Consider the following 21,494-nt stretch of genomic DNA (forward strand, 5'->3'; position numbering starts at 1 on the left):
GGAGCGCTTTTTCCTTGCACGACAAGCACTTGCGGCACTCTCCCCGCACCGGCCGATGCGCCTGAACCAGATCAAGCTCTCCGGCTTCAAGTCCTTCGCCGAGCCCACCACCTTCCAGCTGCCCGGGCAGCGCGTGGGCGTCGTCGGCCCCAACGGCTGCGGCAAGTCCAACATCATGGACGCGGTGCGCTGGGTGCTGGGCGAGAGCAAGGCCAGCGAGCTGCGCGGCGAATCGATGCAGGACGTGATCTTCAACGGCTCGGGCCACCGCAAGCCGGCAGGGCGTGCCAGCGTGGAACTGGTGTTCGACAACAGCGACGCGCGTGCCGGCGGACCCTGGAACCAGTTCACCGAGATCGCCGTCAAGCGTGTGCTCACGCGCGATGGCACCAGCAGCTACTACATCAACAACCAGCCGGTGCGCCGCCGCGACGTGCAGGACGTCTTCCTGGGCACCGGCCTGGGCCCGCGTGCCTACGCGATCATCGGCCAGGGCACGATCAGCCGCATCATCGAGAGCCGCCCCGAGGAGCTGCGCCTCTTCCTCGAGGAGGCCGCCGGCGTCTCCAAGTACAAGGAGCGCCGCCGCGAGACCGAGCACCGGCTCAAGGACACGCGCGAGAACCTCACGCGGGTGGAAGACATCCTGCGCGAGCTCAACGCCAACCTCGACAAGCTCGAGCGCCAGGCCGAGGTGGCGCAGCAGTACCGCACGCTGCAGGAACAGGGCACACTGAAGCTGCACCAGCTGTGGTTCCTGAAGCACCGCGATGCCGCGGGCGAGGAACAGCGGGTGGCCCAGGCCGTGGCCGAAGCCACCAACGCACTGGAAGCCCGGCTGGCCGAGCTGCGCCACGTGGAAGCGGACCTGGAGACGGTGCGCCAGGCCCACTACGCCGCCAGCGACGCGCTGCACCAGCGCCAGGGCGAGCTGGCCGAGGCGCAGCTGGACGTGAGCCGGCTGGAGGAGCGCATCCGCTACGTGGTCGAAGGGCGTGAGCGGGCCCAGCAGCGGCTCGCGGCGCTGGACGCCCAGGGCGAGCAGTGGGCCGAGCGCCGGGCCGCGGCCGAGGCCGAGCTGGAGGACATCGCCGCGCAAATCGCCGAGGCCGAGGAGCAGGCCGAGCTGCAGGCGGCGCAGGCCGAGGAGCAGGCGGCGCAGCTGCCGGCGGCGGAGGAGCGCGTGCGCGCGGCCCAGGGAAAGGCCAACGAACAGCGGGGCAGCGTGACCCAGGTGCAGCAGCAGATCCAGCTGCTGGCGGCCGAGAGCCGCAGTCTGGACGAGCAGACGCGGGCGTTGCAGACCCGGCGCGAACGCCTGGCCGGTGAACGCCAGGCCCTGGTGGTGCCGGACGCGGCCAGGCTGGACAGCATGACCGGGCAGAGCGCCGAGGCCGACGAGGTCTTCCAGACCGCGGACGCCCGACTGCAGGAACTGCAGGAGCAGTTGCCCCAGCTCGACGAACAGCGCCGCGAGGCGGCCGGCGGGGTGCAGCGCGAAGCGGGACAGCTGGCCGACATCAGCGCCCGGCTCGAGGCGCTGCGCGCACTGCAGGAGAAGGTGCAGACCGAGGGCAAGCTCAAGCCCTGGCTGGCCCGGCACGGGCTGGACGGCCTGCAGGGCCTGTGGACACGCCTGCACATCGAACCCGGCTGGGAAACGGCGCTGGAAAGTGCGCTGCGCGAGCGGCTCAACGCCCTGTCCGTCGGCAAGCTCGACATGGTGCGCGCCTTCGCCGCCGACGCCCCGCCGGCCAAGCTGGCCTTCTACAGCGCGCCCAGCGCGGCCATCCAGAACACCCACCGCACGCTGCCGCGCCTGTCGGACCTGCTGCGGCTGAACGACGCCGGTCTTTCGGCACTGCTCAACGACTGGCTGGAAGGCGTCTACACCGCCAGCAGCCTCGACGAAGCGCTGGCGCAGCGCGATCAGCTCACGCACGGCGAGGTCATCGTCGTGAAGGACGGTCACGCCGTGTCGCAGTTCGCGGTGGCCTTCTACGCCCCGGATTCCGAACAGGCCGGCATGCTGGCCCGCGCCCAGGAGATCGAGAACCTGGACCGCCGGCAGCGCGCACAGGCGCTGATCGCCGACGAGGCCAAGGCCGCGTCCGTGCGCCTGGAGGCCGCCTACAGCGACGCCGCCGGTCGCCTGGCCACGGCGCGCCGCGAAGCCGCCGAGGCCCAGACCCGCGCCCACCAGCTGCAGGTGGAGCTGCTGCGCCTGACGCAGCAGGCCGACGCCGCCAACAGCCGCCGCGCCCAGTTGGGCGACGAGCTGGGCGAGCTCGATGCGCAGCTGGAGGAGATCCAGGAGAAGCGCCTCACTGGCGAAGGCCGATTCGAGGAGTTGGACATCCAGCTGGGCACGGCGCAGGAGCGCCATGCCGAGCTCGAAGACGCCGTCATCGCCGCCGAGCGCCAGCTGGCCGATGCCCGCGAGCAGCTGCGTGCGCTGGAGCGGCAGGCGCAGGAGTCGCAGTTCCAGGCGCGGCAGCTGTCGGCACGGCGCGGCGAACTGCAGCGTGGCATCGAGACCGCACAGCAGCAGATCGCGCAGGCCGAGCAGACCCGTGAGGCGGTGGCGCAGGAACTGGCGGGCTTCGACGACGCCGCCGCCCAGGCCGGGCTGCAGGAGGCGCTGGCCCTGAAGCTCGAACGCGAGCAGGTGCTGGCGGCCGCGCGCAGCACCTACGACGACCTGAACGCCAAGCTGCGCCAGGCCGACGAGCAGCGCCTGCAGTTCGAGCGCAGCCTGGACCCGCTGCGCGAGAAGATCGGCAAGCTGCAGCTGGAGCACCAGGCCGCGCAGCTGGGCGGCGCGCAGTACCTGGAACAGCTCACGGCCGCCGAGGTCGACATGGCCGCGCTGGCGCAGAGCATCGAGGACGGCCAGGTCAAGCTCTGGGGGCTGCAGACCGAGATCGACCGCATCCAGCGGGAGATCAATGCCCTGGGTGCGGTCAACCTGGCGGCGCTGGACGAGCTGACGGCCTCGCGCGAGCGCAAGACCTTCCTCGACGCCCAGAACGCCGACCTGCAGGACGCCATCCAGACCCTGGAGGACGCGATCCACAAGATCGACCTGGAAACGCGCGAGCTGCTGCAGACCACCTTCGACCAGGTCAACGAAGGCTTCGGCCGCATGTTCCCCAGCCTGTTCGGCGGTGGCAACGCCAAGCTGGTGATGACGGGCGACGAGATCCTGGACGCCGGGGTGCAGGTGATGGCGCAGCCGCCGGGCAAGAAGAACAGCACCATCCACCTGCTCTCCGGTGGCGAGAAGGCGCTGACCGCCATCGCGCTGGTGTTCGCCATCTTCCAGCTCAACCCGGCGCCTTTCTGCCTGCTCGACGAAGTGGACGCGCCGCTGGACGACGCCAACACCGAACGCTATTCGAAGCTGGTGGCGGAGATGTCCCGGGGCACGCAGTTCCTGTTCATCAGCCACAACAAGATCGCCATGGAGATGGCCGAACAGCTCATCGGCGTGACCATGCAGGAACAGGGCGTCAGCCGCATCGTGGCCGTGGACATGGAGTCCGCGGTGTCGATGGCGGAACTGTAGAAGCCGGGCCGCGCATGGACCTCACCTGGCCCCTGCTTGCCCTGGCGGCCGTGGTGCTGTCCGCCATCGCGCTGCAGGGCTGGTGGATGGCACGGGGCGAGCGGCCGGGGCGGCGCGGCCCGCCGCCCGGCGTGCCCACCCCGCCGACGCTCAACGAGCGTATCGAGCCCGGCATCGACTTGCCAGCCGCCGGCGCCGAGGGGCCCGAGCGCGACACCGGGCCCGACACCATCCCGGCCGGGCTGCACGAAAGCCGCAGCTTGGTGCGCCGCGCGCCACGGCTCGATGCACTGATCGACGCCCTGGTGACGATGACGCTGGAATCCCCTGTCAGCGGCGACTTCCTGATGCAGCACGCACCCACCACGCGTCGCGCAGGCAGCAAGCCCTTCTACATCGAGGGCCTGGATGCGGCCACGGGTGAATGGCAGCCGCTGCTGCCCGGGCACCGGTACGCCGAGCTGCAGGCTGGTGTGCAGCTGGCCAGCCGCAGCGGGCCGCTCAACGAGATCGAGTACTCCGAGTTCGTGCACAAGGTGCAGGCCTTCGCCGATGCGGTGGGCGCCATGCCCGAAGTGCCCGACATGCTCGACGTGGTGGCCCGTGCCCGCGAACTCGATGCCTTCGCCAGCCCGCGAGACGCCCAGCTGGCGCTGACGCTGCGCAGCGATGCCGTGGCTTGGTCGGTGGGCTTCATCCAGCAGTGCGCGGCGCGGCACGGCTTCGTCTCCGGCGCTGTCCCGGGGCGCATGGTGCTGCCATCGCCGTACGACGGCGACCCGCCGATGCTGGCGCTGACCTTCGACCCACAGGCAGCGCTGGAGGACGACCCGCAGCGCGCCGCGGTCCGCGAATGTCAGCTCAGCCTGGATGTGCCACAGACGGCACCGGCGCTGGAGCCGTTTCCGGCCTGGCACAACGCCGCCCGCAAGCTGGCCGACGACCTGGCCGCCACCGTGGTCGACGACTACGGCGAACCCATCACCGTGCACGCCTTCGCCGTCATCGGCAAGGAACTGGAGCAGCTCTACGCGCAGCTGGAGGCGCGGGACCTGGCCGCGGGCAGCGCAGCCGCGCGGCGCCTGTTCAGCTGATGGTGGCCCCGGTCTTTCGCCGCGCCACCGCGGCGGACGTGCCGAGGCTGGCGGCGTTGTATGCGCAGTGCGCGCGCACGCTGGGGCCGCAGGTCTACACGCCGCAGCAGGTGGCGGCGTGGGTCAGCTTCGGTGCCGACACGCCAGCCTTCCGCGACTACGTCCTGGGCGCCACCACCTGGGTGGCCGGTGAGGCCGACCCCTTGGGCTTCTGCGGGGCCGATGGCGACGGCGAGGTGCGCTCACTCTACGTGCGGCCCGACGCCACAAGGCAGGGGCTCGGCACCGCGTTGCTGGCGCATGCGATGCGCACGCCGAACCGCGATCAGTTCCAGGCTTGGGCCACACCCATCTCCCGGCCCGTGTTCGAGCGCGCGGGCTTCCGCCTTGACCGGGTGGTGACCGAGCCGTACCAGGGGGTGGTGTTCGACCGCTTCCGCATGGTGCGGCCGTAGACTTCCGGCCGACCATGGTCTCCACCGCCTCCGAACCCGACACCGATCCGGCCCGCCGCGCGGCGGAACTGCGCGCGCAGCTGCACCACCACGCGCACCGCTACTACGTGCTCGACGCCCCGGAGATCCCGGACGCCGAGTACGACCGGCTGTTCCAGGAACTGCAGGCGATCGAGGCGGCCCACCCCGACCTGCTGACGGCCGACTCGCCCACGCAGCGCGTGCTCGGCCAGGTGCTCGATGGCCTGACACCGGTGCGCCATGCGGTGCCGATGCTGTCGATCCGCACCGAGACCGACACCACCGCGGCGGGTGCAGAGGCCTTCGACGCCCGGGTGCGCCGCGAGCTCGGCGTGGCGGCCGACGCTCCCCCGTTGGCCTATGCCTGCGAACTGAAGTTCGACGGCCTGGCGGTCAACCTGCGCTACGAGCAGGGTGTGCTGGTGCAGGCCGCCACCCGCGGCGACGGTGAGACCGGTGAGGACGTGACCCACAACGTGCGCACCATCGGCCAGGTCCCGCTGCGTCTGCAGGGCGCACAGGCCAGCCTGCCGCCGGTGATCGAGATCCGCGGCGAGGTCTACATGCGCCGCGACCACTTCGAGCGGCTGAACGAGCGCCAGCGCGAGAAGGGCGGCAAGACCTTCATCAACCCGCGCAACACCGCCGCCGGGGCCATCCGTCAGCTCGACCCGCGGGCGATGGCCGACAAGACGCTGAGCTTCTTCGCCTACGGCCTGGGGGAGACCACCGGCTGGGCGCAACCGGCCACGCACAGCGGCACGCTGGACGCCATCGCCGCGTTCGGGCTGCCCGTGTGTGCCGACCGCCGGGTGGTGCAGGGGGCGGCAGGCCTGGTGGCCTTCCACGCCGAGATCGCGGCGAAGCGCGATGCGCTGCCATTCGACATCGACGGCGTGGTCTACAAGGTCGATGACATCGCGCTGCAGAAGCGGCTGGGCTTCGTCACCCGCGAGCCGCGCTGGGCGGTGGCGCACAAGTACCCGGCGCAGGAGCAGATGACGCTGCTGCGCGACATCGAGATCCAGGTCGGCCGCACCGGCAAGCTCACACCGGTGGCCAAGCTGCAGCCGGTGTTCGTGGGTGGCACCACGGTCAGCAACGCCACGCTGCACAACCTGTTCGAACTGCGCCGCAAGGGCGTGCGCGTGGGCGACACGGTGATCGTGCGTCGCGCCGGCGACGTGATCCCCGAGGTGGTGGGCCGCGTACCGCAGCCCCGGCTCGCCTACGTGCCCAACTTCCGGATGCCGCGCGCCTGCCCCGTGTGCGGCAGCCCGGTCCGGCGCGAGAAGGGCGGCATCGACCACCGCTGCACCGGCGGCCTGTTCTGTGCCGCGCAGCGCAAGCAGGCCCTGCTGCACTTCGCGGGCCGGCGGGCGATGGACGTCGAGGGCCTGGGCGACAAACTGGTGGACCAGCTGGTCGACGGTGGCCTGGTGCGCACGCTGCCCGAGCTGTACACGCTGGGTGTGGCCAAGCTGGCGGCGCTGGAGCGCATGGCCGACAAGAGCGCGGCCAACCTGGTCGCGGCGCTGACCAAGAGCAAGGCGACGACGCTGGCGCGCTTCCTCTATGCGCTGGGCATCCGCCAGGTCGGCGAGACCACGGCCAAGGACCTGGCACGGCACTTCGGGGCCCTGGACCGGATCATGGACGCCACGCTCGAGCAGCTGCTCGAGGTGCCCGACGTCGGGCCCATCGTGGCGCAGAGCGTGCGGCAGTTCTTCGAGCAGCCCCACCACCGCGAGATCGTCGAGCAGCTGCGGGCCGCCGGCGTGCACTGGGCCGAGCACGATGGCGAGGCCGACACCACGCCCAAGCCGCTGGCCGGCCGCACCATCGTGCTCACTGGCACCCTGCCCACGCTCAGCCGTGACGAGGCCAAGGCGCTGCTGGAGGCGGCCGGTGCCAAGGTGGCCGGCTCGGTGTCGAAGAAGACCAGTGCCGTGGTCGCCGGCGCGGAGGCTGGCAGCAAGCTCGACAAGGCGCGCGAACTCGGCGTGCCGGTGATCGACGAGGCGGGCCTGCAGGCACTGCTGGCCGGCGGGCCGTTCCCCGGCGCCAACGCCTGACGGCCTAGCCGAGCTTCTCCAGTTCCGCCACCAGCGCCGCGCGCTGTGCCTCCGGCACGGCGGCCGCGAAGTCCCGGATCAGTGCCGTGCGGTCGCGGGTGCGCTCGGCGGCGCGCTTCACCATGACGCCGGCAATCGGCCCCACATGGGTCACCAGCAGCTGGCGCGCCTGCGCCAGCCAGGCGTCGCTGACCGGCAGCGTGCCCAGGCCGATGGGCGGCGTCATCGCGGTGCCGATGCTGCCGGTGCGCTGGCCGCCAGCCGCCGATCCCGTCGAGCCGCGCATGCCCAGGCTGCCACCGGTGCCCGGCCCGCGCGCCACCGGGCTGCCCAGGAAGGCCTCGCGCGCCGCGGCGCTGGTGATCTGCGCGGCCAGCGCCGCCACCAGCGACGGCACGTCCGGGCACTGGCGCGCCGTGCGGCGCACCATCACCTTGGCCAGCGGACCCACGTGGCGCGCCAGCGCGGCTTCCACCGCGGCAATCTGCTCCGGCTCGAAGTGGGTGGGCGGTTCGCCGGTCAGCCCGGTGCCGGTCAGGCCGGAACCGGTGGGGGGCGGCGCCGCCTGCACACCGGTGGGGATGCGCTCGGTGGGCGCGTAGGCATCACCCAGCGCCGGCAGCGCGCCGGGCGACACGGCGCCCGGGATCGCGTGGCCCAGTGCGTCGGCCAGGGCGTCGCGGAAAGCCGCCGCGTTGATGAAGCGCTGCGCCGGGTCCTTGGCCAGCGCGCGCGCCAGCACGGCGTCGAAGCGTGCCGAGCGCGCGCCTTCCAGGCTGGAGGGCGGCGGCGGCACCTCGTGCACCACCTTGTAGCTCAACACCTCGGGCGAGCCGACGAAAGGCGGCCGGCCGGCAGCCAGCTGGTACAGCAGCACGCCGGCGGCGTAGAGGTCCACGCGGTGGTCGATGACGCGGCCGGTGAACTGTTCCGGCGCCATGTACATCGGGGTGCCCAGCACCGTCTGCGCCATCGTCAGGCCGGAATTCTCGAAGCGGGCGATGCCGAAGTCGGCGATCTTGGCCCGGCCCTGCGGCGTGATCATCACGTTCGACGGCTTCACGTCGCGGTGCCAGACGCCGTGCTCGTGGGCGTGGGCCAGGGCGTCGAGCACCTGGCCGGCGATGCTGGCGATGTCGGCATCGCCCAGCCGCAGGCGCGAGCCCAGGAAATACGCCAGCGTGCGCCCGTCGACGAACTCCATCGCGATGTAGGCCACACGGCCGTCGTCGCCGAAGTCGTAGACGGAGACGATGCCCGGGTGCTGCAGCCGCCCCGCGGCCTGGGCCTCGTTGCGGAAGCGCGCGGCGCTCTCGAAGGCGCTGCCGCCGGCATCGCCCGGCTGGCGGCGGATGGTCTTCAGCGCCACCAGACGCCGGATGTCGGGGTCGAAGCCGCGGTAGACCACGCCCATCGCGCCCTCGCCGAGCACGCCGGTGATGCGGTACTTGCCGAGGCGTTCGGGGTGGTCCATCGGAGGCGGCGTGCGAGGCAGCGCTCGGCCGTTCAGGTTTCGAGCATCTTCATCGCCTGCACGACGCTGGTGCGCATTCGCGAGAAGGACTGGGCCAGGGTGCCGATCTCGTCGCGGCTGCCGGTGGTGAATTCAGGTGCGTCGAGCTCGCCTTGGCTGACACGGTCGGCCAGGGCCGACAGGCGCGTGACCGGACGCACGACCACCCACCAGATCATCAGGTTGAGCACCACGCCCAGCACCAGGAAGACGCCGATCAGCGAACCGACGAAGAGCCGGAACGAGTTGTCGGCCCGCTGAAGCGGCACGTCCATCGGCACCGAGACGATCTGCGCGCCCACCACCTCGTTCATCTGCCAGCCGAAGCCGTTGGCCGGGCCGTACTTGGCCACCATGCTGCGCGGCGCCGCCTCCACACTGCTGTGGCAGCGCAGACAGGCGGCGTCGCTGATGCGCAGCGGCCGGGCCACGTAAAGCGAACGGCCGGTGGGCGTGTCACGCTGGCCCACGTGCTCCTTCAACTCGGCCTCGTTGCGGAAGGCCTGCACGATGTCTACCTCCCAGCCATTGGCCCGGTCACGCGGGTTGGTGGGGTTGAGCGTGGCTTCCTTGTAGCCGAACTCCGGGTGGTTGGTGCGCAGCTTGCCCAGCACTTCGGTGGCCGAGAAGCTGGGCACCGACTGCGGCAGGAATTCCGACTCCATGTGCGGCGCCAGCAGCGGGGTGATCTGGCCTGAGGTGTAGGCGCGCACGGCCAGCGCCTGCTCCATCATCAGCCGGGCGTTGTTGAGCACCTCGTCCACCGCCTGCTGCTGCAGGAAACCGCGGCTGATCCAGCCGCTGACGGCCACGCCCAGGGCCATCACCAGCGCGTAGATCAGGTTGAACTTGAACAGCAGCTTCATGGCGACGGCGCCTCCCCCGGGGTCTTCTGGTTCAGGGGCGATGGTACCGGCCGGTCAGCGCTGCCGGAAGCAAAGCCACAGCGCTGCCGCGCTGGAGGCCATCGCAGCCCATTGCAGCGGTCCCAGCGGTTCACCGTGCACGAGGGCGCCAGCCACCATGGCCACCATCGGCACGCCAATGGACGACAGCCCCGCCAGCTGCGCCGGCAGCATGCCCACGATGGAGAACCAGGCCGCGTTGCCGATCGCCATGGGCACCAGCGCGATCCAGGCGATGACGGCCACGCTGCCCGCCGAGGGCCAGAACCAGGGGCCGTCACCCAGCAGCAGGGCGCCGATTCCGATGGGCAGCGCGGCCAGCAGCAGCTGCCAGCCGGTGAGCACCAGGGCCGGCACCGGCACGGGCCGGCGCTTGAGGATCAGCGTACCCACGGCCCAGCCCACGCCGGCCAGCAGACCGAGGGCAAAGCCGGCCGGCGCCTGCGTGTAGGCGTTCAGGCCGCGCCACATCAGCAGGCCGACCGCCGCCGCACCGAGGGCCAGCGCCCACAGCAGCCGGGCCGGCAGCCGCTGGCCGAACACCGCCCAACCCAGCAGCGCGGCCCACAGCGGCATCGTGAAGCCGAGGATCGCGGCCTGGCCCGACGGGATCCAGATGGCCGCATAGGTGCTGGCCACGTTCCACACCACCAGGTAGGTCAGCGTGGCCGCCACCACCGTGCCCCAGTGTGCTGCCGGGATGCGCAGCGACTGCCCGCGGGCCGCCGCCACCGCCAGCAGCGCCGCACCGGCCACCGCCACCGCCACAGCGCGGAAGGTCCAGACCGAGACCTCGCGCGTCGCCAGCGGGAAGAGTGGCCAGTTCGTGCCCCAGACCAGGGTGAGCACGAGCAGCAGGACGACGGCGCGGGGCGGGATGGTGGTGTTCACAGCAGGGCGAGTATGGCTGTGCGACACGCCGCGCACAGCGACGGACGGTGCCGGGGTCGCCGGGATAATGCGGTCATGCCCGCTGCACCGCTGCTCCCGTCCGACGCGCGGACGCTGGCCGTGGTGGCCATCTTCGGCGTGGTCTACCTGGGCATGCTGCTTGGCGGCCTGCCCAGGCTGCGGCTGGACCGCACCGGCGTCGCCCTGCTGGGCGCCATCGCCATCGTGGCCGTCGGCGAACTGAGCCTCGAGCAGGCGGCTGCCAGCGTGCACCTGCCGACGATCCTGCTGCTGTTCAGCTTCATGGTCATTTCGGCGCAGATGCGACTCGGTGGCTTCTACGCCGCGCTGACCCGGCGCATCGTCGCGCTGCCGCTGGCACCGCCGATGCTGCTGGGGGTGGTGATCGTGGCGGCCGGTGCGCTGTCGGCGGTGTTCTCCAACGACATCGTCTGCCTGGCCATGGCGCCAGTGCTGGTGCATGCGTGCCTGGGCCGCCGCCTCGACCCGGTGCCCTTCCTGCTGGCGCTGGCCTGCGCCAGCAATATCGGTTCGGCCGCCACGCTGATCGGCAACCCGCAGAACATGCTGATCGGCGAGGTGCTGGCGCTCGACTTCACCGCCTTCCTGCGTGACACGGCATGGCCGGTGGCTGCCAGCCTTGGCCTGCTGTGGGTGATGCTGCACCGGTCGGCACGGCCGGTGCCAAGGTCGCTGCCGGCGCCTGGCGATGACGAAGCGCCCCCGTTCGACCGCTGGCAGACGGCCAAGGGCCTGATCGTGGTGGCGGCGCTGGTGCTGGTGTTCCTCGCCACCGACTGGCCGCGCGACGTGGCGGCGCTGTTGGGCGCCGGCGTGCTGCTACTCAGTCAGCGTTTCCATTCCAGCCAGGTCATGGGCCTGATCGACTGGGAACTGCTGGTCCTCTTCATCGGCCTGTTCGTGGTCAACCACGCGCTGGCCCACACCGGTGTCACGGCGCAGACGGTGGCCTGGCTGCAGGCCCAGGGCCTGCACCTGGGCGAGCCCGGCCCGCTGTTCGGCGTCACGCTGCTGCTGTCGAACCTCGTGTCCAACGTGCCGGCGGTGATGCTGCTGCTGCCGGTGGTCGAAGGCCAGTCGCCGCATGCCGCCGGGCTGACACTGGCGCTCGTGAGCACGCTGGCGGGCAACCTTCTGATCGTCGGTTCGATCGCCAACATCATCGTCGTCGATGCGGCGCGCCGGCAGGGCGTGCACATCGACTGGTGGCGGCACGCGCGCACGGGCGTGCCGGTGACCCTGGCCACGCTGGCGATCGCCGCCGTCTGGCTCAGCTTCTGATTGAAAAGGAAAACCCGCCCATGGCCGTTCGAGAGATCCTGAAGATGGGTGACCCGCGCCTGCTGCGTGTGGCGCCCCCCGTCACCACCTTCGACACCGCCGGACTGCATGCCCTGGTGGCCGACATGTTCGACACCATGGCGGCGGCCAATGGTGCCGGCCTGGCGGCGCCGCAGATCGGCGTGGACCTGCAGCTGGTGATCTTCGGCTTCGAGCGCAACGCGCGCTACCCGGACGCCCCGGCGGTGCCCAAGACGGTGCTGCTGAACCCGGTGATCACGCCACTGGACGCCGCGATGGAGGACGGTTGGGAAGGCTGCCTGTCGGTGCCCGGCCTGCGCGGCGTCGTGCCGCGCCATGCGCGCATCCGCTACGCCGGGTTTGACGTGACCGGGCAGCGCATCGAGCGGGAAGCCGAGGGCTTCCATGCGCGCGTGGTGCAGCACGAGTGCGACCACCTGATCGGCCGGCTGTACCCCACGCGCATGACCGACCTGACGAAGCTGGGCTTCACCAGCGTGCTGTTCCCGGAACTGGACCCGAACAGCGACGACTGAACCGGGACCAGGCAGGCTCCGGCACTTCGGTGCCAGGGCAGGGGCATGTTTTTTGCACTGCAGCATCCGTGACCCTGCCCAACTCCGCCGAGCCCGCCGCACTGCGGGTCCTGCTCGTCGACGACGGCGCCCACCGTGTCGGCCAGATCCAGGACGAACTGGCGCAACAGGGGCACGTGGTGGTGGGGGTGGTCGATTCCGCCGTGGCCCTGCACGACGCCGTGCTCCGGCTGCGGCCCGACGTCGTGATCGTCGATGCAGACAGCCCCAGCCGCGACACGCTGGAGCACCTGGCCACACTGTCGGCGCAATTGCCGCGGCCGGTGGTCGTGTTTGCCGAGGACGAGGCCGACGACCCGATGCGCCGCGCGATGGCCGCCGGGGTCAGTGCCTACGTGGTGGCCGGGCTGCAGGCGCGCCGCATCGCGCCGGTGCTGCGCGTGGCCATCGCCCGCTTCGAGCAGGAGGCACTGCTGCGGCGCCAGCTGCTGGAAGCGCAGGCGGCGCTGGGCGCGCGCAAGCAGGTGGAGCGCGCCAAGGGCATCCTGATGCGCACACGCGGCATCGGCGAGGACGAGGCCTACAAGCTGCTGCGCAAACTGGCCATGGACCGGGGCAGCAAGCTCGAGCAGGTGGCCGACCAGGTGATCGCGGCGGCCGACCTGCTGGCGCCGCCCGGCTGACCTGCCGTGCACCGCCAAGGATGTTGCGCCGCACCATCCTGATGCGCCCGAGGTCGGCGGCCGGCGATCCACGCTGCGGGAAGGTGCGACAACCCCGCTGAACCCGGGAATCCGGCCTGGCACGCGTCGTGCAACGCATACGGCGCGGGCAGCACAACGGCGTGTCACCCGCACCGGACAAAGGCGTCCGACGGTCGACCCCCGATGGGGTTCGGCGGTCGGGCGCCTTCTTTTTTTGGCCGTTCTGCGGAGCCTTCATGACCCTGACCCCGAGCCCCGTCCGCGTCGGCTTCATGCCGCTGGTGGACAGCGCGCCACTGGTGATGGCCTCGGTGCTCGGCTTCGACCGCCGGCACGGCGTGCAGCTGCTGCTCTCGCGCGAGTCCAGCTGGGCCGGCCTGCGCGACAAGCTGCTCGGCGGCGCGCTGGACCTGGCCCAGGCCCTGTACGGCATGGTCTTCGGCGTGCAGCTGGGCATCGGCGGCCCGCGCGAGTCGATGGCGGTGCTGATGACGCTCAACCGCAATGGCCAGGGCATCAGCCTCAGCCGGCGCCTGACCGGGCAGGGCGTGGCCGACCTGAACACGCTGGCCGCCCGCCTGCGCGCCGCGCCGCGCACGCATGTCTTCGCGCAGACTTTTCCGACCGGCACGCACGCGATGTGGCTGTACTACGCGCTGGCCTCGGCCGGTGTGCACCCGATGCGCGACATCCGCAGCGTGGTGCTGCCGCCGGCGCAGATGGTGGAGGCCATGCGCAGCGGCCAGGTCGACGGCGTCTCCGTGGGCGCGCCCTGGAACCGCATCGGCCTGCTGGAGGACGTGTCGGTGCCGCTGCTGTCGTCGTCGGCGATCTGGCCGGAGCACCCGGACAAGGTGCTGGCCGGCCGTGCCGCCTGGGCCGACGCCCAGCCGGACACCGCGGTAGCCGTCGTGCGCGCCGTGCTGGAGGCCAGCCGGTGGCTCGAGGCCAGCGAGGCCAACCGCCTGGCCGCCGCCGAGATCCTCGCGGGCGACGCCTGGCTGGCGGCGCGGCGCGACGCCATCGCCGGCAGTCTGCTGGGTGAAGGTGAGCCGCTGCCGATGCGCTTCCACGCCGACGGCGCCGTGAACTACCCCTGGTTGTCCGATGGCATATGGTTCATGACCCAGCACAAGCGCTGGGGCCTGCTGGCTGACCACCCGGAATACGAGGCCATCGCCCGCCGCGTGCAGCGCGTGGCGCTGTACCGGGATGCCGCGGCTGGTGTCGGCGTGCCATTGCCCGAAGGCGAATTGCGCAGCAGCCGCCTGATCGACGGCCTGACCTGGGACGGCCGCGACCCGCGCGCCTATGCCGACAGCTTTGCCATCCGCCAGCCGCAGTCCATCGAAGCGGCCTGAGATCCCCGAACCCCCCCTTTCTTGATGCAGGAGAGCGACATGACCTCGACCTCGAAGACCCCCCGCACCGACACCCGTCGCCGTCGCCTGCTGGCGGGCGCCGCCGCGCTGGCCGGCACCGCGGCCTGGCCCCTGGCCCGCGCCCAGAAGGCGCGCCCGGAGAAGGAGCAGCTCAAGTTCGGCTTCATCAAGCTGACCGACTGCGCGCCGCTGGTCATCGCCTACGAGAAGGGCTACTTCGAGGACGAGGGCCTGAACGTCACGCTGGAGGCACAGGCCAACTGGAAGGTGTTGCTCGACCGCGTGATCGACGGCCAGCTCGATGGCGCGCACATGCTGGCCGGCCAGCCGCTGGGCGCGAGCATCGGTTTCGGCACCAAGGCCGACGTGATCACCGCCTTCAGCATGGACCTCAACGGCAACGCCATCACCGTCAGCAACGCCGTGTGGGCGGCGATGAAGCCGCACCTGCCGATGGAAGGTGGCAAGCCGGTGCACCCGATCAAGGCCGACGCGCTGAAGAAGGTGGTGGACGTGTGGAAGAGCCAGGGCAAGCCCTTCAAGATGGGCATGGTCTTCCCGGTCAGCACGCACAACTACGAGCTGCGCTACTGGCTGGCCGCCGGCGGCCTGAACCCCGGCTACTACACCGAGAGCGACGTCACCGGTACGCAGAAGGCCGACGTGCTGCTGAGCGTGACGCCGCCGCCGCAGATGCCCGCGACGATGGAGGCCGGCACCATCCACGGCTACTGCGTGGGCGAGCCCTGGAACCAGCAGGCCGTGTTCAAGGGCATCGGCGTGCCGGTGGTCACCGACCACCAGATCTGGAAGAACAACCCGGAGAAGGTCTTCGGCGTCACCCGCGGCTGGAGCGACGCCAACCCCAACACGCACGTGGCCGTGGTCAAGGCCATGATCCGCGCGTGCATGTGGCTGGACGCCAGCATGAAGAACCGCATCGAGGCGGTGAAGATCCTCTCCAGGCCGGCCTACGTGGGTGCCGACGAGGCCGTGATCGCCAACAGCATGACCGGCACCTTCGAGTTCGAGAAGGGCGACAAGCGGCCGGCGCCGGACTTCAACGTCTTCTTCCGCAATTTCGCCACCTACCCCTTCTACAGCGACGCCATCTGGTACCTGACGCAGATGCGCCGCTGGGGCCAGATCGGCGAGAGCAAGCCCGACGCCTGGTACCACGACACGGCGAAGAAGGTCTACCAGCCTGCGATCTACCTGAAGGCAGCGCAGGCGCTGATCGCCGAAGGCAAGGCCAAGGCCACCGACTTCCCCACGACCGACGGCTACAAGGGTGTGCAGGACGGGTTCATCGACGGCGTGGTCTACGACGGCCGCAAGCCCAATGACTACCTCAACAAGTTCAAGATCGGCCTGAAGGCCGCGGACAAGGTCTGAGGGGGAGCCCGCCATGCAAGCCGTGTTGAAGCAATGGGCGGACCCGAAGGCGCTGTGGCAGGGCCTGGGCGTGCCGGTGATGGCGGTGCTGCTGTTCCTGGCCCTGTGGGCCGGCGTGGCGCCGCGCATCCAGACCAGCTTGGGCGCCATCCCGGGCCCGGTGCAGGTGGCCGAGCAGGCCTGGGGCCTGTGGCAGGCGCACCTGGACGAGCGCGACCGTGCCGTGGCGTTCTACGAGCGACAGGACAAGCGCAACGCCGAGCGCCTGGCCGAGGACCCGAGCTACGAGCCGCGCAACTTCAAGTACACCGGCAAGGCCACCTACCTGGACCAGATCGTCACCAGCCTGCTGACCGTGTTCACCGGCTTCCTGCTGGGCACGGTGGTGGCGGTGCCGCTGGGCATCGCGGCCGGCGCGTCCAAGCTGGTGCAGGCGGCCATCAACCCGCTAGTGCAGATCTTCCGGCCGGTGTCGCCGCTGGCGTGGCTGCCGATCGTCACCCTGGTGGTCAGCGCCCTGTACGTGACCACCGGCACGCCGATGTTCGAGAAGAGTTTCCTGATCTCGGCCATCACCGTCACGCTGTGCTCACTGTGGCCGACGCTGATCAACACCGCCGTGGGCGTGACCAGCGTCGACAAGGACCTGGTCAACGTCGGCCGCGTGCTGCAGCTGCCGCTGGCCACGCGGGTGCGCAAGATCATCCTGCCCTCGGCGCTGCCCTTCATCTTCACCGGCATGCGCCTGAGCCTGGGCGTGGGCTGGATGGTGCTGATCGCCGCGGAGATGCTGGCTCAGAACCCGGGCCTGGGCAAGTTCGTCTGGGACGAGTTCCAGAACGGCAGCAGCGATTCGCTGGGCCGCATCATGGTGGCGGTGTTCACCATCGGCCTGATCGGCTTCGGGCTGGACCGGGCGATGCAGGGCCTGCAGACCCTGGCCTCGCGCCGCTGAGATGGGAGCCCCCGCGATGAGTGCCGTGCTCAAGCCCCGGGCCGACAGCGGCCCGACCCTGGCCGCCGTGCCCGCGCCGTCGGCGCTGGAACTGCGCGGTGCGTGGAAGTCCTACGCGGCGCACACCGTGCTGCAGGACGTGAACCTGTCCATCGCGCGCGGCGAGTTCGTCGCCGTGGTGGGCTTCTCCGGCAGCGGCAAGACCACGCTGGTCAACCTGCTGGCCGGCCTGGCCGCCGCCGACCGGGGCGAGGTGCTCAAGGCCGGGCGGCCGATCACCGGGCCCGGTCCGGACCGCGGCATCGTGTTCCAGAGCTACTCGCCGATGCCGTGGCTGACGGTCGGCGAGAACGTGGCGCTGGCCGTGGACCGCGTGATGGCCGGCGCGTCGGCGGCCGAACGCGCGGCGCAGGTGAAGCACTACGTCAAGCTGGTCGGCCTGTCGGCGGCGATCGACAAGAAGCCGGCACAGCTCTCCGGCGGCATGCGCCAGCGCGTGAGTGTGGCGCGCGCGCTGGCCACCGACCCCGACGTGCTGCTGCTGGACGAACCGCTGTCGGCGCTCGACGCGCTGACCCGCGCGCAGCTGCAGGACGAGATCACCCGCATCTGGGGCGCCGATCCGGCCAACCGCAAGACGGTGCTGCTGATCACCAACGACGTGGACGAGGCGCTGATGATGGCCGACCGCGTGATCCCGCTGACGCTGCCGGAGCCCGGTGGCCGCGGGGCCACGCTTGCCCCGGCCTTCACCGTGGACCTGCCGCGGCCGCGTGACCGCGGCGCGATGAACCACGATCGCCGCTTCCAGGCGCTGCGCGCGGAAGTCACGCAGACGCTGCTGGACATGGCGCACGCCCGTCAGGGCGCCGGAGGCGGGCAGGTGATCAGCCTGCCATCCATGACGCCGGCCGACGTGGCGGTGCCCAAGGCGACGCCGTCGATGGCCCGCCTGCTGGGCCTGAAGCACGCGGCGCTGGCCGAGCGCATCGACGCCGAGGCGTTGACGCCCGAGCCGTCGCCGCTGGCCCGGCCGGATGCCACCGCGCGCATCGGCGATGAGCGCTTCGTCGACTTCTCCCGGGTCATCAAGGTCTACCCCACGCCGGCCGGCCCGCAGACCGTGGTCGACGGCTTCGACCTGCGCATGGCCAAGGGCGAGTTCGTCTCGCTGATCGGCCACAGCGGCTGCGGCAAGAGCACGGTGCTGTCGATGATCGCCGGCCTGACCGACGTGACCGAGGGCGTGATCGTGCTCGGCGGCCGGGAGGTCAGGGACGCCGGCCCCGACCGTGGCCTGGTCTTCCAGAGCCCCAGCCTCGTGCCCTGGCTGACCGCCTTCGACAACGTGATGCTGGGTGTGGCGCGCGTGTTCCCGCACGTGCCCGCGGCCGAGCGGCGCGATGCCGTGGCCCACCACCTGCAGCGCGTGGGCCTGGCCGACGCGATGCACAAGAAGGCCAGCGAGCTCTCCAACGGCATGAAGCAGCGCGTGGGCATTGCGCGCGCCTTCGCGCTGCAGCCCAAGCTGCTGCTGCTGGACGAGCCCTTCGGCATGCTGGATGCGCTGACGCGCTGGGAGCTGCAGGAAGTGCTGATGGACGTGTGGGCGAAGAACCGCGTCACCGCCATCATGGTCACGCACGACGTGGACGAGGCCATCCTGCTGGCCGACCGCGTGGTGATGATGACCAACGGCCCGCGCGCGAAGATCGGCCAGGTCATGGCCGTGCCGCTGGAGCGCCCACGCAGCCGCGAGGCGCTGCTCGCCCACCCGCGCTACTACGAGCTGCGCGAGGAGCTGATCGGCTTCCTCGCGTCCTGCGGACACCAGCACTGAGAGCCCTGCCATGCAGAAGATGAAACTGGTCGTCGTCGGCAACGGCATGGCCGGCGTGCGCACGGTGGAGGAACTGCTCAAGCTGCAGCCCGACCTCTACGAGATCACCATCATCGGCGCCGAGCCGCACCCCAACTACAACCGCATCCTGTTGTCGCCGGTGCTGGCCGGCGAGCAGACGCTGGACCAGATCGTGCTGAACCCGCGCGAGTGGTATGCGGAGCACGGCATCGCGCTGCACATCGGTCAGTGGGTCACCGGCGTGGATCGACGCGCCCGCGTGGTGCACACCGACGCCGGCCACGCCTTTCCCTACGACCGCCTGCTGATCGCCACCGGCTCCAACCCCTTCATCCTGCCCGTTCCGGGCACCGACCTGGGCGGCGTGATCGGCTACCGCGACATCGCCGACACGCAGGCGATGATCGACGCGGCCGTCAGGCACCGGCACGCTGTGGTCATCGGTGGCGGCCTGCTCGGGCTGGAAGCGGCCAACGGCCTGGCCAAGCGTGGCATGGACGTCACCGTGGTGCACATCATGCCGTGGCTGATGGAGCGCCAGCTGGACGAGACGGCAGGCAAGCTGCTGCAGGCGTCGCTGGAGCAGCGCGGGCTGAAGTTCATGATCGGCGCGCAGACCGAGGGCCTGCTGGGCGGGGAGGACGGCCGGGTCAAGGCGGTCCGCTTCAAGGACGGCACCGAGATCCCGGCCGAACTGGTCGTCATGGCCGCCGGCATCCGCCCGAACACCGCGCTGGCGCAGACCATCGGCCTGCACTGCGACCGCGGCATCGTTGTCACCGACACGCTGCAGACCGTGACCGACCCGCGCATCTACGCCGTGGGCGAGTGCGCCGCCCACCGCGGGGTGGCGTATGGCCTGGTGGCGCCGCTGTTCGAGCAGGCCAAGGTCTGCGCCAACCACCTGGCGCAGATGGGCATCGGCCGCTACACCGGCAGCCAGGTCTCGACCAAGCTCAAGGTCACCGGCATCGACCTGTTCTCGGCCGGTAACTTCATGGGCGGGGAGGGCACCGAGCAGATCCTGCTGTCCGACCCCGTCGGCGGCGTCTACAAGAAGCTGGTGGTGAAGGACGACAAGCTGGTCGGCGCCTGCCTCTACGGCGACACGGTGGACGGCAGCTGGTATTTCAAGCTGATCCGCGAAGGGCGCTCGATCGCCGACATCCGCGACCACCTGATGTTCGGCGAGAGCAACCTCGGCGACACCGGCCACCAGGGCCAGAACAAGGCCGCGGCCATGGCCGATGCCGACGAGGTCTGCGGCTGCAACGGCGTCACCAAGGGCACCATCTGCAAGGCCATCCAGGACAAGGGCCTGTTCACGCTGGACGAGGTGCGCCGGCACACCAAGGCCAGCGGCAGCTGCGGCAGCTGCACCGGGCTGGTCGAGCAGATCCTCATGCTCACCGCCGGCGGCGACTACAGCGCCGCACCGTCGAAGAAGGCCCTGTGCGGCTGCACCGACCACGGCCACCAGGACGTGCGCGACGCGATCCGCCAACAGCACCTGACCAGCATCCCCGAGGTCTACGCCGCGCTGGCCTGGCGCACACCCAACGGCTGCGCCACCTGTCGCCCGGCCATCAACTACTACCTGATCAGCACCTGGCCCAAGGAAGCGAAGGACGACCCGCAGAGCCGCTTCATCAACGAACGCAGCCACGCCAACATCCAGAAGGACGGCACCTACAGCGTGATCCCGCGCATGTGGGGCGGCGAGACCACGGCCGATGAGCTGCGCCGCATCGCCGACGCGGTGGACAAGTACAGGATCCCCACGGTCAAGGTCACCGGTGGCCAGCGCATCGACCTGCTGGGCGTGAGGAAGGAAGACCTGCCCGGTGTCTGGCGCGACATCGGCATGCCCAGCGGCCATGCCTACGCCAAGGCGCTGCGCACGGTGAAGACCTGCGTGGGCAGCGAGTGGTGCCGCTTCGGCACCCAGGACAGCACTCAGATGGGCAAGGACCTCGAGCGGGCACTGTGGCGCATGTACGCGCCGCACAAGGTCAAGCTGGCCGTCAGTGGCTGCCCGCGCAACTGCGCCGAGTCCGGCATCAAGGACGTGGGCGTGATCGGCGTGGACAGCGGCTGGGAGATCTACGTGGCCGGCAACGGCGGCATCAAGACCGAGGTCGCCCAGTTCTTCTGCAAGGTGAAGACGGCCGAAGAGGTGCTGGAGGTCAGCGGCGCCTTCCTGCAGCTCTACCGCGAGGAGGGCTGGTACCTGGAGCGCACCTGCCACTACGTGGCCCGTGTGGGGCTTGACCACTGCAAGAAGGCGGTGCTGGACGACGCCGCCAGCCGCCGCGCGCTGTGGGAGCGCCTGCAGTTCAGCCTCGACGGTGAGCCCGACCCCTGGTTCGAGCACGCCCAGGCACAGGTGGACCTGCGGCAGTTCGACACGCTGTCTGCTCAGCAACCCGTGGAGGCCGCGTGATGGCCGACTGGATGGCGATCTGCCGCGTCGACGAGATCCCCGTGCTCGGCGCCCGCCGCGTGGCGCGCGAACGCGGCGCCGAGGTGGCCGTGTTCCGCGCCGACGACGACCATGTCTTTGCCCTGCTGGACCGTTGCCCGCACAAGGGCGGGCCACTATCGCAGGGCATCGTGTTCGGCCACAGCGTGGCCTGCCCGCTGCACAACTGGACCATCGAGCTCGGCAGCGGCGAGGCGCGGGCGCCGGACGTGGGCTGCGCCGCGCGCTTTGCGGTGAAGGTGGAGGCGGGCGTCGTGCACCTGGACGCCGCCGAGCTGGCAACGCGCGCCGTCGATCCGGTCACGGCCTGAGG

At 70.7% G+C, this 21,494-nt stretch carries 16 protein-coding genes; 13 read left to right on the plus strand and 3 right to left on the minus strand.

Annotation, left to right across the window (positions count from 1 at the left end):
- Positions 1 to 55: 55 nt before the first annotated feature.
- Genes smc through ligA form a run of 4 tightly spaced genes read left to right on the plus strand, consistent with a single transcriptional unit; the run spans position 56 to position 7,213 of the window.
- Positions 56 to 3,568 (plus strand): chromosome segregation protein SMC, encoded by a 3,513-nt coding sequence (gene smc / locus ENE75_RS21170; protein ID WP_128200417.1) that lies wholly within the window; start codon positions 56 to 58, stop codon positions 3,566 to 3,568.
- Between the two features lie 14 nt (positions 3,569 to 3,582).
- Positions 3,583 to 4,662: a cell division protein FtsZ gene (locus ENE75_RS21175; RefSeq protein WP_128200419.1), complete on the plus strand. Its 1,080-nt coding sequence runs from the start codon at positions 3,583 to 3,585 to the stop codon at positions 4,660 to 4,662.
- A 2-nt stretch (positions 4,663 to 4,664) separates the two neighbouring features.
- Positions 4,665 to 5,117, plus strand: a complete 453-nt coding sequence (locus ENE75_RS21180; protein WP_158289036.1) for a GNAT family N-acetyltransferase — start codon at positions 4,665 to 4,667, stop codon at positions 5,115 to 5,117.
- A 14-nt stretch (positions 5,118 to 5,131) separates the two neighbouring features.
- Entirely contained in the window at positions 5,132 to 7,213 is a 2,082-nt protein-coding gene (ligA, locus tag ENE75_RS21185) for an NAD-dependent DNA ligase LigA (protein WP_128200422.1), read from the plus strand.
- Positions 7,214 to 7,217: 4 nt separating this feature from the next.
- On the opposite strand, the gene ENE75_RS21190 is transcribed toward ligA, so the two are convergent.
- The 3 genes from ENE75_RS21190 to ENE75_RS21200 are packed head-to-tail and all read right to left on the minus strand — an operon-like array spanning position 7,218 to position 10,522.
- A complete protein-coding gene (locus tag ENE75_RS21190) occupies positions 7,218 to 8,687 on the minus strand; it encodes a serine/threonine-protein kinase (protein WP_128200423.1) in 1,470 nt (489 codons plus the stop codon).
- A gap of 32 nt (positions 8,688 to 8,719) precedes the next feature.
- Positions 8,720 to 9,592, minus strand: a complete 873-nt coding sequence (locus ENE75_RS21195; protein ID WP_128200425.1) for a Tll0287-like and HAMP domain-containing protein — start codon at positions 9,590 to 9,592, stop codon at positions 8,720 to 8,722.
- A gap of 54 nt (positions 9,593 to 9,646) precedes the next feature.
- Positions 9,647 to 10,522, minus strand: coding sequence for a DMT family transporter (locus tag ENE75_RS21200; protein WP_158289037.1), 876 nt, complete (start codon positions 10,520 to 10,522; stop codon positions 9,647 to 9,649).
- 75 nt (positions 10,523 to 10,597) lie between these two features.
- On the opposite strand from ENE75_RS21200, the gene ENE75_RS21205 reads away from it, so the two are divergent.
- From ENE75_RS21205 to nirD, 9 genes are all read left to right on the plus strand, one after another.
- Positions 10,598 to 11,845 (plus strand): anion transporter, encoded by a 1,248-nt coding sequence (locus ENE75_RS21205; RefSeq protein ID WP_128200428.1) that lies wholly within the window; start codon positions 10,598 to 10,600, stop codon positions 11,843 to 11,845.
- Between the two features lie 20 nt (positions 11,846 to 11,865).
- Positions 11,866 to 12,402 (plus strand): peptide deformylase, encoded by a 537-nt coding sequence (def, locus tag ENE75_RS21210; RefSeq protein WP_128200430.1) that lies wholly within the window; start codon positions 11,866 to 11,868, stop codon positions 12,400 to 12,402.
- Between the two features lie 68 nt (positions 12,403 to 12,470).
- The gene (locus ENE75_RS21215; RefSeq protein WP_199232382.1) at positions 12,471 to 13,085 is read left to right on the plus strand and encodes an ANTAR domain-containing response regulator; all 615 of its coding nucleotides are present in this window, start codon (positions 12,471 to 12,473) and stop codon (positions 13,083 to 13,085) included.
- Positions 13,086 to 13,342: 257 nt separating this feature from the next.
- Positions 13,343 to 14,467: a CmpA/NrtA family ABC transporter substrate-binding protein gene (locus ENE75_RS21220; RefSeq protein ID WP_128200432.1), complete on the plus strand. Its 1,125-nt coding sequence runs from the start codon at positions 13,343 to 13,345 to the stop codon at positions 14,465 to 14,467.
- A 39-nt stretch (positions 14,468 to 14,506) separates the two neighbouring features.
- Positions 14,507 to 15,883 carry a CmpA/NrtA family ABC transporter substrate-binding protein gene (locus ENE75_RS21225; RefSeq protein WP_128200434.1) on the plus strand — a complete coding sequence of 459 codons (1,377 nt, stop codon included), beginning with the start codon at positions 14,507 to 14,509 and terminating at the stop codon, positions 15,881 to 15,883.
- A gap of 13 nt (positions 15,884 to 15,896) precedes the next feature.
- Complete coding sequence (locus ENE75_RS21230; protein ID WP_128200436.1) at positions 15,897 to 16,838, plus strand: ABC transporter permease; 942 nt, start codon at positions 15,897 to 15,899, stop codon at positions 16,836 to 16,838.
- A 16-nt stretch (positions 16,839 to 16,854) separates the two neighbouring features.
- Positions 16,855 to 18,678, plus strand: a complete 1,824-nt coding sequence (locus ENE75_RS25760) for an ABC transporter ATP-binding protein (RefSeq protein ID WP_128200438.1) — start codon at positions 16,855 to 16,857, stop codon at positions 18,676 to 18,678.
- A gap of 10 nt (positions 18,679 to 18,688) precedes the next feature.
- Positions 18,689 to 21,142 (plus strand): nitrite reductase large subunit NirB, encoded by a 2,454-nt coding sequence (gene nirB, locus ENE75_RS21240; RefSeq protein WP_128200440.1) that lies wholly within the window; start codon positions 18,689 to 18,691, stop codon positions 21,140 to 21,142.
- On the plus strand, positions 21,142 to 21,492 hold the full coding sequence (gene nirD, locus ENE75_RS21245; protein ID WP_128200442.1) for a nitrite reductase small subunit NirD: 351 nt from the start codon (positions 21,142 to 21,144) through the stop codon (positions 21,490 to 21,492). Before nirB ends, nirD begins: the two co-directional genes overlap by 1 nt.
- The last annotated feature ends 2 nt before the right edge of the window (positions 21,493 to 21,494 follow it).

This window comes from Rubrivivax albus (assembly GCF_004016515.1).
GTDB classification, from domain to species: Bacteria; Pseudomonadota; Gammaproteobacteria; order Burkholderiales; family Burkholderiaceae_C; genus Rubrivivax; species Rubrivivax albus.

Bases quoted from the DNA above. Each gene is read 5' to 3' on its own strand.
- ENE75_RS21205 (WP_128200428.1), top strand. From the start codon at position 10,598: ATGCCCGCTGCACCGCTGCTCCCGTCCGACGCGCGGACGCTGGCCGTG.
- ENE75_RS21190 (WP_128200423.1), bottom strand. From the start codon at position 8,687: ATGGACCACCCCGAACGCCTCGGCAAGTACCGCATCACCGGCGTGCTC.
- def (WP_128200430.1), top strand. From the start codon at position 11,866: ATGGCCGTTCGAGAGATCCTGAAGATGGGTGACCCGCGCCTGCTGCGT.
- nirD (WP_128200442.1), top strand. From the start codon at position 21,142: ATGGCCGACTGGATGGCGATCTGCCGCGTCGACGAGATCCCCGTGCTC.
- ENE75_RS21195 (WP_128200425.1), bottom strand. From the start codon at position 9,592: ATGAAGCTGCTGTTCAAGTTCAACCTGATCTACGCGCTGGTGATGGCC.
- ENE75_RS25760 (WP_128200438.1), top strand. From the start codon at position 16,855: ATGAGTGCCGTGCTCAAGCCCCGGGCCGACAGCGGCCCGACCCTGGCC.
- ligA (WP_128200422.1), top strand. From the start codon at position 5,132: ATGGTCTCCACCGCCTCCGAACCCGACACCGATCCGGCCCGCCGCGCG.
- ENE75_RS21175 (WP_128200419.1), top strand. From the start codon at position 3,583: ATGGACCTCACCTGGCCCCTGCTTGCCCTGGCGGCCGTGGTGCTGTCC.
- nirB (WP_128200440.1), top strand. From the start codon at position 18,689: ATGCAGAAGATGAAACTGGTCGTCGTCGGCAACGGCATGGCCGGCGTG.
- smc (WP_128200417.1), top strand. From the start codon at position 56: ATGCGCCTGAACCAGATCAAGCTCTCCGGCTTCAAGTCCTTCGCCGAG.
- ENE75_RS21225 (WP_128200434.1), top strand. From the start codon at position 14,507: ATGACCTCGACCTCGAAGACCCCCCGCACCGACACCCGTCGCCGTCGC.
- ENE75_RS21230 (WP_128200436.1), top strand. From the start codon at position 15,897: ATGCAAGCCGTGTTGAAGCAATGGGCGGACCCGAAGGCGCTGTGGCAG.
- ENE75_RS21220 (WP_128200432.1), top strand. From the start codon at position 13,343: ATGACCCTGACCCCGAGCCCCGTCCGCGTCGGCTTCATGCCGCTGGTG.